9 protein-coding genes are annotated in these 16,186 nt (G+C 45.7%); 6 read left to right on the top strand and 3 right to left on the bottom strand.

Going from position 1 to position 16,186, the window contains the following annotated elements; genetic code table 11:
• Positions 1-48 precede the first annotated feature (48 nt).
• Together lolD and CA267_RS00955 are read left to right on the top strand one after the other, a co-directional pair.
• Positions 49-747 carry a lipoprotein-releasing ABC transporter ATP-binding protein LolD gene (lolD, locus tag CA267_RS00960; RefSeq protein WP_075609204.1) on the top strand — a complete coding sequence of 233 codons (699 nt, stop codon included), beginning with the start codon at positions 49-51 and terminating at the stop codon, positions 745-747.
• Entirely contained in the window at positions 744-1,979 is a 1,236-nt protein-coding gene (locus CA267_RS00955) for a lipoprotein-releasing ABC transporter permease subunit (RefSeq protein ID WP_075609205.1), read from the top strand. The genes lolD and CA267_RS00955 overlap by 4 nt, the downstream gene beginning before the upstream one ends.
• Before the next feature lie 129 nt (positions 1,980-2,108).
• Here CA267_RS00955 and CA267_RS00950 read toward each other — a convergent pair whose 3' ends face one another.
• Entirely contained in the window at positions 2,109-3,455 is a 1,347-nt protein-coding gene (locus CA267_RS00950; RefSeq protein ID WP_075609206.1) for a dicarboxylate/amino acid:cation symporter, read from the bottom strand.
• A gap of 120 nt (positions 3,456-3,575) precedes the next feature.
• Between CA267_RS00950 and CA267_RS00945 the strand changes: the two genes are divergently transcribed.
• Entirely contained in the window at positions 3,576-5,825 is a 2,250-nt protein-coding gene (locus CA267_RS00945; protein ID WP_075609207.1) for an Ig-like domain-containing protein, read from the top strand.
• Between the two features lie 877 nt (positions 5,826-6,702).
• The gene (locus CA267_RS00940; protein WP_075609208.1) at positions 6,703-7,425 is read left to right on the top strand and encodes a hypothetical protein; all 723 of its coding nucleotides are present in this window, start codon (positions 6,703-6,705) and stop codon (positions 7,423-7,425) included.
• A gap of 67 nt (positions 7,426-7,492) precedes the next feature.
• Here the strand turns inward: CA267_RS00940 and astB are convergent, their stop codons facing one another.
• Positions 7,493-8,839 (bottom strand): N-succinylarginine dihydrolase, encoded by a 1,347-nt coding sequence (gene astB / locus CA267_RS00935; protein WP_075609209.1) that lies wholly within the window; start codon positions 8,837-8,839, stop codon positions 7,493-7,495.
• A gap of 358 nt (positions 8,840-9,197) precedes the next feature.
• On the opposite strand from astB, the gene topA reads away from it, so the two are divergent.
• Both topA and CA267_RS00925 read left to right on the top strand, forming a co-directional pair.
• Positions 9,198-11,831 carry a type I DNA topoisomerase gene (gene topA / locus CA267_RS00930; protein ID WP_075609210.1) on the top strand — a complete coding sequence of 878 codons (2,634 nt, stop codon included), beginning with the start codon at positions 9,198-9,200 and terminating at the stop codon, positions 11,829-11,831.
• Between the two features lie 15 nt (positions 11,832-11,846).
• Positions 11,847-12,389, top strand: coding sequence for a DUF2058 domain-containing protein (locus CA267_RS00925; RefSeq protein WP_075609211.1), 543 nt, complete (start codon positions 11,847-11,849; stop codon positions 12,387-12,389).
• A 545-nt stretch (positions 12,390-12,934) separates the two neighbouring features.
• Here CA267_RS00925 and rne read toward each other — a convergent pair.
• A complete protein-coding gene (gene rne, locus CA267_RS00920) occupies positions 12,935-16,153 on the bottom strand; it encodes a ribonuclease E (protein ID WP_075609212.1) in 3,219 nt (1,072 codons plus the stop codon).
• Positions 16,154-16,186: the final 33 nt, after the last annotated feature.

Raw genomic sequence — 16,186 nt, 5'->3', positions numbered from 1 at the left:
CGATACCATATCGCCCCAATAATTATCCCAAAAATAAAGAATTCAGGCATGGAAGATGTGCTCGTATGTCGTGACGTCAGCAAGACATATCACGATGGCGAAACCGATACAGTTGTTCTCAATAATGTTTCTTTCACCGTTAATGCCTCAGAACATATTGCCATCTTAGGCAGCTCGGGGTCGGGCAAAAGTACCTTGTTGCATATCCTTGGTGGTTTAGATAATCCAACCGGCGGTGAGGTGCTTTTTAAAGGGCAATCTATCTTCACGCTTAAAGCGACAGAACTTGCCGCAGTGCGTAACCAGCACATTGGTTTCATCTATCAGTTTCATCACCTATTGGCTGAATTCACTGCGCTTGAAAACGTCGCTATGCCGTTACTTATCGGCGGACAGAAACCTGCACTGGCGACATCTCAGGCGAAGGATATTTTGGAAAAGGTTGGGCTGTCACATCGCATGACTCACAAGCCTGCTGCTTTATCAGGTGGCGAACGCCAACGGGTGGCCATTGCGCGAGCACTGGTGACGAAACCCTCGCTGGTATTGGCTGATGAACCTACCGGTAATCTTGACCATCGCACCGGGGTTCAGGTTTATGCTTTATTAAAATCCTTAAGTGAAGAATTGGGCACTAGTTTTATTGTGGTTACCCATGATAATGACCTGGCGGCTCAGATGAACCGAACACTTACGATACAGGATGGGGTGTTGACGCCAGATCTTCCCAAGGAAGCACACCAGTGAGCTTAGCCTGGCAGCTGGCCACACGTTTTCGTCGTGCCAAACAAAAAAACCGCTTTATTTCCTTTATTTCATTTTCGTCCACTTTAGGCATAGGGTTAGGGTGCTTTGTACTCATCACGTTGCTAAGTATTATGAACGGTTTTGAAAGAGAACTCACTCATCGTATTCTAGCTGTAATTCCTCATGGCGAACTATATTCAGTAAATAATGAAGGCATTGAAAACTGGCAGGACGTACGAAGCCAATTCCTGTTGGACCCGCGCGTAAAAGGTGTAGAGCCTTATACCAAGATCACCGGCATGTTGCAGTTTAAAGGCAATCTTAAAGCTGTAGAGCTTACAGGGATGGATGTGTCATTGGCGGCATCTGATCGTTGGCGCGATCAGGTTAGCGGCGCAGATTGGCAGCGTTTCGCTCGACAGCCCAACAGTGTGCTGATTGGCAAGGGAATAATGCAGAAACTCCATTTATCGGTAGGGGATAAAGTGCAGGTACTTGTTCCCACGCTGTCTGCTGATATGGCATTTAAAGCGCCTCATACCATGCAGTTGACGGTTGCGGGTAGCTTAAATATCGGTGGAGAACTGGATAATTACCTGGGCATTATGCATTTAGCCAAAGCGTCGGCAGAAGCGGGCATTAATTCTGGCGCTCAAGGGCTCCGCTTCACATTAAATGACCCGTTTGCGGCACACGCCACCATAGTTGATATTGGCTACAGCTTTGCGCAGGCTGTGATGATGTCAGACTGGACACGAACTCAAGGGCACCTTTATCAGGATATCCAGTTGGTTAGAATGGTTGTCTATATTGCGCTGACACTGGTAATAGCCGTAGCCTGTTTTAATATTGTGTCGACGCTGGTGATGGCGGTACGAGAAAAACAAGCTGCCATAGCAATACTTAAAACTATGGGAGCAGGCGATGCACTGATACGGCGGGTATTTGTCATTCAAGGATTAATTAATGGCGTAATTGGCATTGTAAGCGGAACCGCCATGGCACTGTTAATAGCACCGAACTTGTCGGCCATCATGAGAGCGTTAGAATCTTTGTTGGGCGTAACATTACTCTCAGGTGACATTTATTTTATCGATTTTCTGCCGTCACAATTAAAAGCTTCTGATGTGATTGTTACTGTGGTGGTGGCCTTTATTCTTTGTGTGCTGGCAACTTTATACCCGGCTCACAAAGCTGTGAAAGTGGCGCCAGCCAGCGCGTTAAACGGATGATTGACTACATTTCGCATCTAATTTGTCGACCCGCTTTGGCTCCACGTTTTCGATAAACCGCCAGTTCTGACTGGCGGATAATGAAAAAGCGGAGGATCGTGCATTCATAGCCATGTTGGGAAACGCATGTCAGCGATTTTTATCGAAGTGTTCGAAGTCCACTTCTTCTTTTGATAATCCCGCTGCTGGATCGTTAAAAGCAACTTCATCCAGCTCGCCTTCACTTTTAGCAACAATACATGCCACTGTACAGTCGCCGGTAACGTTAATTGCTGTGCGAGTCATATCCAACAAACGGTCTACACCAATAATCAGCGCAATGCCTTCAACAGGAAGATTTACCTGCTGTAACACCATTGCCAGCATGATCAGACCGACTCCCGGCACTCCAGCAGTACCTACAGAGGCCAGAGTGGCAGTTAATACCACCATCACATAGTCGCCCAGTGTAAGATCAACCGCGTATACCTGAGCAATAAACACAGTGGCGACACCTTGCATAATGGCGGTGCCGTCCATGTTGATAGTTGCGCCTAGAGGCAAGGTAAAAGACGATACAGAATTTCCTACACCCAGTTTATTTCTTGCCGTTTCCATAGTCACTGGCAAAGTCGCACTGCTACTTGACGTAGTAAATGCAAATAGGGCGGTATCGCGCATCTTTTTCATCAGGAAGATTGGGTTTAGGCCGGTCATAAGTTTGAGCAACACCGAATAAGTAACAAAGCCATGAACAGCGAGTACAGCCAGAACCAGAAAAAAGTATTTCGCTAGCCCGCCTATGGTTTCAAGGCCGATGGTAGCAAATAGCTTTGCCATCAATACGAAGACACCGTAAGGCGCCAAATTCATAATGATTGTTACCAAGCGCAAGATAACAGTATTGATATCTTCAAAAAACGCGCCTAGACGCTTACCTGTTTCACCTGTCATTGCCATGGCAACACCAAAGAGCACCGCAAATACAATAATTTGCAGCATATTGCCCTGAGCCATTGAATTAATCGGGTTGCTGGGAAACATATCTACAATAACTTGAGACAACGAAGGGGCCTGTGTGGCTTCAAAGGTCTCTGAGCTCGTCATGTTAAGACCTTCACCGGGTGAAACCAGTAATCCCATGCTAATAGCCAGTGTCACAGCAATGGCCGTCGTGAGAATATACAAACCAACTGATTTAGCGCCTAACCGGCCTAGTTTGCCAGGATCAGTAAGGCTGCTGGTGCCACAGATAAGGGATACAAATACTAATGGCACCACCAGCATCTTTAAGCTTGCAATGAATATTTGGCCAACTGTCGAAAATATACCTTCTACCAGTATGCCATACGTGGAAAGCTCGAAACCCAATACCGTAAAGCGAAAATCTCCGTTATCATCAAAAAGAGCTTGAAGTAAAGCACCGATAATAATTCCGGCAATCATGCCGATAAAAATTCTGGTTGTTAAACTGTATTTATGTGCAGATTGAGACATGAATGTTCCCTGAAACTGATGTTTTTATTCTGTAATACGCCGTTAGTGTGCCAGATTCTTTTCAGATTGAAACGACAAATCAGACCGAATTGTCATTAAAGAGGTCCAGGAAGACGACTTATGAAAGCATTTGTTAAGCCGCTGACGTTGTTCAGCATTCTTTTTTTTCTTGCTGCATGCGGCGGAGGCGGATCTCTGGAACGCGATTCAGACAGCGGTTCCAGTGGAGGCGGCACGGGTTCTGGAGGAGGAACTTCTGACCCTGAGTATTCTGTAAGTGTACAAATTGTGGATCAGAACAGCGAAAGTAATAAAAATCTCACGGAAGATAATCCGTTGAAAATTATTGCCACAGTAACAGATGAAAACGGACAGCCTGTTACCGATACACTCGTTACCTTCAGTTTATCCGATCCAGACCTTGCGGTGTTTGCTAACGGTAACGGGAAAAAAAGTACCAACAGCAGCGGCGTCGCTGAACTGGGAATCGCAGTTGGTGCTCTCGCCGGCGATGGACAAATTACCGCCACTTTGCCTTCAGGCGAATTTGGAACCACTACATTTAGTTCCACGGGGACAACGCAGGTTGTCGAACAACCGGCTAATTTATCTTTCTTTGCCAGTCAATCGCAGCTTTCTTCCAGTGGTTCTGATCAGGTAGAGCTTTGGGTAGCGGTCAAAAATCAACAGAATATTTTATTGCCAGGCGTCACCGTAAATTTTTCCGCAGATGCAGGGGCGTCAATCCAAAATACTCAACCTGTCACCGATGATGATGGCATTGCCCGGGTTATATTGAAGACAGGGGGAAATTCCGAAAACAGATTGATTACAGCTAAGGCTGCTATACCGAGCTTTCCTGAGCTAACGAAAGAACTTGTCATTCAGGTGGTAGGTACCGGAATCAATATCAATGGCGCAAATTCGGTCATAGTAGCGGCCAGCACCTCGCTTACCTTGTCGTTAGTAGATTCAGATAACACTGGTATTTCCGGAGAAAATATTGTTTTGTCCGCGTTTGATTCAGCACAAAATGATGTGACTCAAAGCGTATTATCGTTAGCTGAAGTCAGAACTGATTCTGACGGTCGGGCAGAGATCACGTTTACGCCAAATGGTTCTGGAAAGTATACGGTAGAGGCGGCTGCGCTGGGAGCTAAACAGACTTTCGATATAATGGTTCAGGAAGACGAGTTTCGTTTCATTGACCCGCCTGATGTAAATGATGTAAATGATGATATTCCATTAAACACTTCAAAGTTACTTACCGTTCAATGGTTAAAAGACGGGACTCCTTTTGAAGGTGGCAACGTAAAGTTTACCATATCGCGTGGATCAGTGAGCCCTACTGAAGCAATAACAAATAGTCGCGGTGAAATAGCTTTAAATGTCGAGGCTGCAAATGCTGGTGAAGCGACTATTGTGGCAACAGGAACTGATGCTGAAGATAAAGAAGTATCAACCAGGTTGAATATTGCTTTTATCGCTACGGATGCGGCGACAATCGTTGTCGATGCAACGCCAGATGCCATTGGCCCAGACGGACAGACCAGTACAATTACAGCAGTGGTGCGTGATGAGCAAGGTAATCGCGTCCGGAATAAATTAGTTAACTTCAGCGTGAATGATGTTTCTAACGGCTCACTTACAGATGCACAAAGTCGTACCGATAAACGCGGAATCGCTTCTACGGTCTTTGTTTCAAATGCCATTACGTCATCCGAAAGTGTTACCGTTACCGCGACAGTTGATGATACGCACTCGGTAAGTGATTTCGCTACCCTGACTGTGGGTGATAGACCTTTTGATATTACTATAGGAACAGGAAAGCTATTACAAGCGCCTTTTGAATCGTCATTTCAAAAAGAGTTTTCGGTGTTTGTTACCGATGCGGACGGGAATCCTGTGGCTGATACCGCAATTACTTTCTCTGCTTTGCCTCTAAAAGCAACCGAAGGCGACACTTTTTGGAAGGGAGTTTGGCAATGGAACGGGACAATATATTACAACGACGATACATCTTTTGGTTGCCCGAACGAAGATGAAAACTTTAACGGAATGCTTGATTTATCATCGCCAAGTGAGAATACCAATGGCGATAACGAATTAACACCAGGCAATGTTGCTGCTATCGATGAACAAGTGGTCACCGATGAAAACGGACAAGCGTTAGTTTACCTGCAATACCCTAAAAACTTTGGTGGCTGGACAGAGCTACGTATTACCGCGCGGGGTGAATCGGGAGGTACTGAATCACGAGCCAGCATGCGATACCGTTTAGAAGTACTTGCTGACGATTTAACAGATGAGGCATCACCGCCGCCCAAAAGCCCCTTTGGTGAGGAAATGGACTGTTCTACTAGTAGATAGCAACAGCTTTTAAATTTATCTAAGCCGACAATCCTGTCGGCTTGCTTATAACGCTCCGCATAGACAATGGTCTGCTCAGAAAAGCAGGACGTTTCAGCTCAAGGTAAAATATTGAAGGAATGCTCTGGCCTTAAGAATATGCCAAGCAGGAATGGGAGTTCTTACTTTCTCACGCGCGGCCGTTCCGCTACCTGAAGCTGTAGCAGTTGTACTTGATGCAAAGCCATTTAGCCAACGCGGCTTCTTTGTCAGCAAGCAGGAGGACTCACGCTAACTGAGTACTTGTGTTTGCAGCTCAATGCCGTTGAACGGCCCGTGAGAGGGCTCTCCGTAGCTCGCTATGGGCTAGCTGACAATGCTCTCGATTCCCGCTTTGCAACTCGCGCCGTGATCGAACCAGGTTCATGAAAATAATCCTGTACCCGCTGATCAGCCTCTACTGCGTGCTGGAATATTCGCGCTACTACCCAGCTTGTATCATTTGTTAATCAATTGCTTAAATATGACAGTTATATTAAGCTTTAATGACGACGCGGTATCGGTGATAAGTCCGTGCAATGAGCATGAGTGAAACGCTATTTCAGTAGTATTTTTCTTAAATGGCGGGTTGAGGAAATGTACTTACTGTTCCTAAGTCTGCTATCAAGCGATGATGTTTTCACGCTAAGTGAATAACTTCTATGTGGAGCGGCATACCTCCAGCTTCTCATAAACACGCTCACCCACATTTTCATCCGTAGAGCAAACGTACAATTTTATCACTAACGCGTTTGACTAAGTTATGGTTTTAAATCGGATCCCTATTTTTTAGTTAAGCTGTTAACTTTTTTAAAGTTAGTGCGCAACAACGGAGTAGGTATAAAAAGGAAAAATAAAAATGATCTATAAGCACTCATCGACACCCTCATTTGAAGTTACCATCTTATTATTTGTTGGTTTATTAGTTTGTGGTGATTTCGCTTTCATGGGACTGCATCTTCTCAATACTTTCGTTCTTGGGACCCAAAGTCCCTTTTTTAATATTGAGAGAGACAGGGGAGTCGCAGAGTTCTTCCAGTACATAAAATATATTTGGATTGCGTTGCTGTTGTGCGTAGTGATTTTGAGAGAAAAATCGATGGCTTACATATCATGGATTGTGGTCTTTCTCTATTTCTTATGTGATGACGCCATTAAAATTCATGAATCAGTAGGAGGATTACTCGTAGGTAATGTGGATTTTGTACCGATGTTTGGTTTGCGAAAGCAAGATTTCGGTGAACTTGCAGTCAGTGTTGGTACCGGTTTAATTTTGTTGGTGCCATTAATATTTTCTATTTGGAAAGGTTCTAATGTTTTCAGAAAGACTTCGCTAGATATTTTTTTCCTTATCGGGTTACTGGTATTCTTTGGCGTTGTTGTCGATATGTTTCATATCGCTTTACATCTAAGCTGGGGAGGGTCCTATCTGCTAGGCCTTATTGAAGATGGAGGTGAAATGATCTCGGTAAGTTTACTAGCGGGCTACGTATTTTTACGTACAGGCAACAGTCAAAACTATTTCCTTTATGATGCATTTATGCAGCGATGGCAATATCGCCGTGCCGAAGCAATATCATGATCGGCTGGACCGGTACTACAATTACCCGAACAGTTTTCTGCTCGGGTAATTGGACAACGCCGAGGGTTTAGCTGCCTTGTCGCTGGAAAGGATATACAGAACCTAGCTTTAATAATTGAGTAAGTTCGTCCAATGCGGTGCGTGATTCGATAAGTAACTGTGGGTCCCGCAGATCGTTTTCAGTAAGTACGTCTCGATAGTGCTTGTCGACCCAACGGTTAAGTTTGGCAAACTGAGTATCGTTTATCAGAGTGGCAGGATTTACTACAGCCACTTCCTGTTCAGTAAGCGCGACACGTAGTCTTAGACACGCCGGGCCCCCGCCATTTCGCATACTTTGCTTCACATCAAAATATTTTACTTCCTTAATAGGGGCGTCGCTCGCGATCAGCGCCGAAAGATAGCGATGAACATTTTCGTTTTCTTCACATTCTGAAGGAGCAATAATGGCCATTGAATTATCGGGTAACGTAATAATCTGGGTGTTAAACAAGTAAGTTTTTACTGCATCCGCCACGGGAACAGCATCAGTGCTAACTTCAATAAAATGCAGCGGGTGATCACCAAATTTTCTCCGGATTTCTTGCAATACGGCATCTTTTTGGTAAAAAGCCTGCTCATGAAAAAAGAGCACGTTTTGGTTACCTACAGCAATAACATCGTTATGAAAAACGCCTTGATCAATTACATCAGGGTTCTGCTGGATAAAAACGACACTGTCTTCATCTAAACCGTGCAGCCTGGCAATGGCCTGAGAGGCCTCTAAGGTTTGTCTGGCTGGGTAGCGTTTTGGGGCCGGTTTGGTAGTATCAAAGGCATAGCGGCCGTAAACAAACAGCTCTACACCTGAGTGGCAATAGTTACTGCATAATCGAGTATGGTTAGCTGCGCCTTCATCACCGAAATGTTCATTGTCTGGAAGATGCGCGTGATGCGCAAAATACTTTTCGTTTGCAAACGTTGCCTGTAAGATGCGCCCGGTCACCTCGGGTTCTAGTGAACGATGGAATTTATTGGTAAGGTTCGCAGGGGTAAAGTGTACACGGCCATCGGCGGTGTCGGCGCTAGGGGAAACGGTAGCGGCATTGGCCGTCCACATACTTGATGCGGAGCAACAGGCAAGGAAGACCTGGCGAGCTTGTTTGGCAGCGTTTTCCAGTACTCTTGCATCCGAACCGGTAAAACCAAGACGACGTAAAGTGGCAATATCAGGGCGTTCCTGCGGCGCGAGAACACCCTGGGTCATTCCCATATCTGCCAGGGCTTTCATTTTTGCTAAGCCTTGTTTGGCTGCTTGTTTAGGGCTGCTGATGGCATTAGCGTTACTTTGGGAAGCAACGTTGCCAAATGAAAGGCCTGCATAATTGTGGGTAGGGCCTACCAGCCCATCAAAATTGACTTCGAACTGCTTCATAATTCCCTCAATGAGTGTTTGAGACCGTACTTGCGTCATCTGGTTAGGCAGTAGAGGTCGACAAAAAGAAGTTATTCGCTATGCTTCTTACAGCGTCCACATTAGTCACTACCGCTTTTAATGAGCGGCATTATACGGGTTTTCTGTGGGTTGCCAATCGAGGTGGTGGTTTATTGTACGATTTTAGGTGGTGAAAAATACGGTTAGCAGAATAACTATGAAGAAGATCTTGTTTTCCATTCACTTTGTCGATATATGTTAAAAAAGCATGGGTGCATCACGGCCACAAATTCGCACCCTTTTCTTATGTAAGATGACAATATAAGTCACTGACTATAAACAGGTTTAATTCAATTATATGGCAAAATCACTGGTCATAGTCGAGTCGCCAGCCAAAGCGAAAACGATAAATAAATATCTCGGTAAAAATTTTATCGTTAAATCTTCCGTTGGCCATGTTCGCGATCTCCCGACCAAAGCGTTAGGGAAAGTAGAGCCCAAAAAGAGCGCCAAAGAACTAAAAGATCTTTCGGAAGCAGAGAAAAACGATTATCTGCGCCGGTATGAGTATAAAAAGCTGGTTGATAGAATGGGCGTTGATCCTGAGCAGGATTGGCAAGCGCATTATCAAGTGCTCCAAGGTAAAGAAAAAGTTGTTAATGAACTGAAGAAACTGGCAAAAGATGCTGATACTGTCTATCTCGCGACGGATTTGGATCGCGAAGGAGAGGCGATTGCCTGGCATCTACGCGAGCTGCTAGGTACAAAGAATAAAACCTATCAGCGGGTAGTATTCAATGAGATTACCAAAAATGCTATTCAGGAAGCTTTCTCACATCCCGGTGAAGTCAATGTTGACCGTGTAAATGCCCAACAAGCCCGAAGATTTCTGGACCGGGTGGTGGGCTTTATGGTGTCTCCTTTGCTGTGGAAAAAGATAGCACGAGGTTTATCTGCCGGAAGAGTACAGTCGGTAGCAATGCGTCTTGTCGTGGAGCGTGAAAGAGAAATTAAAGCGTTCGTTCCTGAAGAATTTTGGGATGTGCATGCCGATCTTTCGACTGAGCAAAAAGATGCGCTGCGGATGTTGGTGAATCGCTATCAGGATAAAACGTTCAAACCCGTAAACAAAGAACAGACAGACGCTGCTCTGGCGCGTTTGCAAAGCGCCGATTATACCGTTCAAAGCCGCGAGTCTAAGCCCACGCAAAGCCGCCCTTCTGCGCCATTTATCACCTCTACTTTACAACAGGCCGCGAGCACTCGATTGGGTTTTGGTGTAAAGAAAACCATGATGATGGCCCAGCGCTTATACGAAGCCGGTTATATTACTTACATGCGAACGGATTCTACTAATTTAAGTCAGGAAGCGCTGGAAAACTGCCGCGGCTACATTGATGACAATTTCGGTGCACGATATCTCCCCGATTCGCCTGTTCGTTACGGCAGTAAAGAGGGCGCACAGGAAGCTCACGAAGCCATCAGGCCCTCAAACGTTTCCATTAAAGCTGATTCTCTGGGTGATATGGAACGGGACGCGCAGCGATTATATGAACTTATCTGGCGCCAGTTTGTGGCGTGTCAGATGACCCCGGCGAAGTACGATGCAACCACAATTAAGGTAGCGGCAGGTGACTACGAATTAGTGGCCAAAGGTCGCGTATTAAAATTTGATGGCTGGACAAGAGTTCAGCCACAGTTACGCAAGAAAGGCGAAGAAGATTTGCTGTTGCCAGATGTGCAACAAGGCGATGTGCTAAACCTTAAAAAACTGGATCCAAAGCAGCACTTCACCAAACCGATAGCACGATTCAACGAGGCATCGCTGGTAAAAGAGTTGGAAAAGCGCGGCATTGGTCGTCCCTCTACTTATGCAAGCATTATTTCCACTATCCAGGATCGTGGTTATGTCCGGTTGGAAAACAAACGTTTTTATGCTGAGAAAATGGGTGAAATCGTTAACGACAGGTTGATGGAAAACTTTGATGACCTGATGAACTACGATTTCACTGCCAACATGGAGCAGCAACTTGACGATATTGCTGGTGGTAATAAAAACTGGAAGAAGGTATTGGACAGTTTTTATACCGATTTTTACGGCAAGCTGCTGAAAGCGGAAAAAGATGCTGAAGAAGGAGGAATGCGTTCAAATCAGGCCATTCCTGCAGGCATTACCTGTGACAAGTGCGGACGTGAAATGAATGTACGCACCGCAAGCACTGGTGTTTTCCTAGGCTGTTCCGGTTATAATTTGCCGCCAAAAGAGCGCTGTACCAACACGATGAATCTTACTCCCGGCGACGAAGTAGTTAAAGTCGATGATGAGGAAGAATTGGAAACAGAAGCGCTGAGAGCAAAACGTCGGTGCCAGGTCTGTGGAACTGCAATGGACAGCTATCTCGTGGATGAGACACGGAAATTGCACGTATGCGGAAATACCCCTACCTGCACAGGTACGTACGTGGAAAAAGGCGCTTTCAAAATTAAAGGGTATGATGGTCCGGTTATTGAGTGCGATAAGTGCGGCAGTAATATGGAGCTTAAGAACGGGCGCTTTGGTAAATATTTTGGTTGCACTAATGAAGAGTGTAAAAATACGCGTAAGCTGTTAAGGAATGGCGAAGCCGCGCCGCCAAAAGAAGACCCTGTTGATCTGCCAGAATTACCGTGTGAAAAATCTGATGCCCATTTCGTACTTCGCGACGGTGCTTCAGGTATATTTTTAGCTGCACATAACTTTCCTAAGTCGCGGGAAACGCGTGCGCCCAAAGTGTCGGAACTGGCCCGTTTTCGTGATCGCATTTCGCCCAAATTCTACTATCTCGCAGATGCGCCACAGCAAGACCCGGAGGGCAATGACGCAATCGTTAGGTTCAGCCGTAAAACGAAACAACAGTATGTTATGTCCGAGAATGAAAACGGCAAGTCCAGCGGTTGGTCGGCTTGGTATCAAAACGGCAAATGGATTACGCAGGATCCCAAGAAAAAATAATTGAGAGGTTAAGTTTTGGCATCGTTACAAGATCAGTTGCTTAAAGCGGGACTTGCAAACAAAGCTAGTGCCCGTAAAGCAACAGTAGATAAACGGAAAAAGCAGAAGATAAAAAATAAGAGCAAGCAAGTGATTGCTGATGAGGCAACGCTTGCCGCCCAACAAGCTGTGGAAGAAAAAAAAGCCAAAGACCGAGCGCTAAATCAGCAAAAGCAACAAGAGCTGGAAAAACGTTCCATCGCAGCTCAGGTTAAACAGTTAGTTGCGGTTAACGTTCAGAGTAAAGGTAAGGGCGATGTAGTGTTGAACTTTACCGATAATAATGTGGTAAAGCGGATGTATGTCAGTGAGGATGTTCATAAGCTTGTAACGCAAGCAAGACTGACCGTTGTAAGGCTAGATAACGATTATGTTTTAGTGCCAACTCCGGTGGCAGATAAAATAGCGCAGCGCGATGTAAACACGGTAGTGTATCGTGCAGATACGCGGGAAGACGTTAACACGGAAGAAGACGACTGGTACGCCGATTACCAAATCCCTGACGATCTTACCTGGTAATCACTGCCTTCAAATCATTGAGGATTTTTATTGTCAGCAGTAAATGCGCCGTTTTTACAAACGGCGTTTTTATTTCTTCCGCGCTTGTTTTTAAGTAGGCAGCTTTCCTCGCTACAGACAATATAACAGTAGGGAGCTAAAGTATTTTTAAATTACCATTCATCATTGCGCAAAGAGTCGCGTTGGTCTTACGGCGAGTGGGATTCCGCCCAAGCAGTAAAAGGTAAAAACAGCAAAAACAACTCGATACAGCAATTGTTCTCGTTTTATCAATTACTGGCGATGAGTGGATGAAATGGCACGAGTTTTTTATGGTCAATATTATGAAAGTAGTAACTAAGGCGATACGGTGATTGAGGATTAGTATAGGCAATCGGACACCAATGCCATCTTCAGCCCACCGATTCTACTACAGCTACGTTAGCTATGTCTTTGGGAAGTAAATCGTGCTGTTATACTAATTCGCTGTTTAACAAAAGTAGCGGGAGATTAAAGAAATAAAAAAGCCGTACCTTAAAAAAGGTACGGCTTTTTCTGTTTAGCGGCTACGCTTGTTCAGCGCTACCTGTTTTAGTTGCTGGTGCAGAAGCGGTTGACTTGGTGTTTGCAAGTGACGCGCTACGACCTGAAACCGTAAGGGCTGGACGCGCATCATCACGTCGTGCAACTACAGGAGCCTCACCAAATACAGCTTCAACTGAATTAGGCAGAGCCATCGGATGAGAAATGTTCAGCTTCCCTTTGCTACTTGCTGGAACAAACGCAGGCGCAAGAGTAACCGCTTTCTCGGGTTGTTTAGCCTTATTAGCCTTAGCTGGTACCGGCGTAGCGGTTACCTCATCAGCTTGCGGCGTTTTCTCGGCCACTTTTGCTTCCGCAGAAGCAATCTGCTGAGGCAGTTCATTTTCTGCAGCGTTTTCATTGTTCAGGTTAATTTCAACCTGTTGTGGTGCTTTAGCTGGCTGTGACGAGGAAGAAGTCTCTGCTAATGCGTCAGGTTTCTTATCCGCTGCATTTTGCGGACTCTCGTCTGGCAAATCAAACTGAAGTTCATCCTGACTGACATCAGAGGCTTTTTCGCTACGGGTTTCAGCTTCTGCTTTACTCGGTGCTTCAGACTGTGCAGAAGATACGCTCGGATTTGTCGCTTCTTCGCGGTTTGAAGATTGCGCAGCACTGGCTTGCGAATTACTGCTGTTTTCTTCCTGAACGTCCTGCTCATCTTCCGGCTTAGACATTTCCTTTTTACGACGCTGACCAGCGGCTCGCACATGCCGAGGTGAACGGCGGCTGCGCCCACGGCCCGTATTCGCTTCTCGCTTGGCGTTTGCTTCATCATCTGCATCGGTTTCATCAGCAGGAGCGTCCTGGCCACTGTCTTGTGGTTTAGTCGTAGTCTCACCTGTTAAATGAGGGACGGACGTCTCAGCGCCGTTCTTAACTTCTTCAGCTTCAGGTGTGGCTGGTGCCTTCGTTAACGACTGCTCATCTGACTGATTATTATCTGCAATGGTCTCGTTTTTCTGTTGACGAGGCTTTGCTGCTTTCTCTTTAACCGCGTTTTCACTATCAGCCGGTTTCCTACTTACCGGCAAATTATCCGATTGCAAGTTACCTTCGGCTTTTTCTTCTACAGCTGGTGTGGGATTCGCCTGGTCATCTTTTTTCACACGTACGCTGCGGCGAGTATCACGGCGCTTACGACGTTCTGCTACCTGCTTCTTCTTAGGTTCATTGCTTCCAGAAGTAACGTTTGTATCACTATCCTGATTAGCGTCAGCTTTCGTGGCGGTGACTACAGTTTCAGGCTTCTCATCGCGCGCTGGTTTACGCGTTCTGTTATTGCTCTTAGCACGCTTATCTTCCTGACGTGGAGACGGTCTATTCGACTCGTCCTTATCGGCAGCAGGATCTTGCTTAGGAGATCGGCGTCTCTGATTGTTATTCCGTGGTTTACGGTTTCTGTTGTCGTTGTTGCGTGAGCGAGAAGGAGGTCGATTGGTAGTCGCTTGCTCTTCTGTAGAAGATTTGTCATCCTGCGCTGTCTTTTTATCACTACCGAACAAATCACCTATCCATTTTGACACTTTCGTGAACAGTGAATCGCTGGCTTTTGTCTCAGCAGCGGCTGGTTGTGCAACAGGTTTGGGCGGCATAATAGGAGCCTGGCTAGGCGCAACTAAACCTTGTAGTGCAGGCTCTTCGCGCTTAACAGGAGCCGCGACTGGTTTGTCCGATTCTGTTTCAACGGTATCTGCAAGATCGACATTATAGCTGGCATCAGTGATAACCTCTTCTGGACGCCTGCGATTCACCTCATAATGGGGTGTTTCCAGGTTCGGATTGGGTATCAACAACAGGTTTACACCATGACGCTTTTCCAGTAACTGAATAGCTTTACGCTTTTCGTTTAGCAGATACGTCGCCACAGGCACCGGTAACTGAGCTTCAATCTGACCGGTGTTGTCCTTAATACTTTCTTCTTCGATAATACGAAGAATTGATAACGCCAAAGACTCCGTACCGCGAATGGTACCGTGACCTGAACAACGTGGACATACATGATGAGCCGACTCGCCTAAAGAAGGACGCAAACGCTGGCGCGACATTTCCAATAACCCAAAGCGGGAAATACGACCTAATTGAACCCGCGCTCTATCACTGCGTACAGCATCTTTTAAACGATTTTCAACTTCACGTTGATGGCGAACAGGAGTCATATCAATAAAATCGATAACGACTAAACCGCCTAAATCACGCAGCCGCAACTGACGAGCAATTTCATCCGCTGCTTCCAGATTGGTGTTAAATGCGGTTTCTTCGATGTCTCCGCCTTTGGTTGCCCGGGCAGAGTTAATATCAATAGATGTCAGTGCTTCTGTGGGATCAATGACAATAGACCCGCCGGACGGCAAACGTACCTCACGTTGAAAAGCTGACTCAATTTGGCTTTCGATTTGATAGTGACTAAATAGCGGCACTTCGCCACGATACTGCTTTACACGATTAGCAAAGTCTGGACGCACAAGCTGAATATGTTGTAGTGCCTGTTCGTAAATGCTGGTCTTATCAATAAGAATTTCGCCGATATCACGACGCAAATAATCGCGGATGGCGCGAACAATCACATTGCTTTCCTGATGAATAAGGAAAGGGGCAGGGCGTTCTTGTGCTACCTGAGAAACGGCTTCCCAGTGAGTAAGAAGAACCTTTAAATCCCATTCCAGTTCTTCAAAAGATTTACCGACGCCAGCGGTACGAACAATTAGACCCATGCCTTCTGGCAGAGTGAGTTTGTTCAACGCCTCTTTAAGATCAGTACGCTCATCACCTTCAATACGACGCGAAATACCGCCCGCACGAGGATTATTGGGCATGAGTACCAGATAACTTCCCGCTAGAGATAGGAAGGTTGTTAACGCAGCACCTTTCTGGCCTCGTTCTTCCTTATCAATCTGAACAATAACTTCATGGCCTTCTTTAATAACATCTTTGATGTTAGGACGACCATCGAATTTATAACCTTTTGGGAAGTAGGTACGAGCGATTTCTTTTAGAGGGAGGAATCCATGACGGTCTGCGCCATAATCGACAAAGGCAGCTTCTAAACTGGGTTCTACACGGGTTATTTTACCCTTATAGATATTGGCTTTTTTCTGTTCGTGTCCGGGACTTTCTATATCAAGATCATAAAGCCGCTGCCCGTCTACCAGGGCAACGCGCAACTCTTCTTGTTGAGTTGCATTAATAAGCATTCTTTTCATTGTATCTAACTCTGTTTTCTACAGCCGTTCAGA

Source organism: Alteromonas pelagimontana, assembly GCF_002499975.2.
Lineage (GTDB): Bacteria > Pseudomonadota > Gammaproteobacteria > Enterobacterales > Alteromonadaceae > Alteromonas > Alteromonas pelagimontana.
The sequence above is the reverse complement of the archived record's forward strand: the minus strand, read 5'-3'. Positions and strand labels throughout refer to the sequence as shown.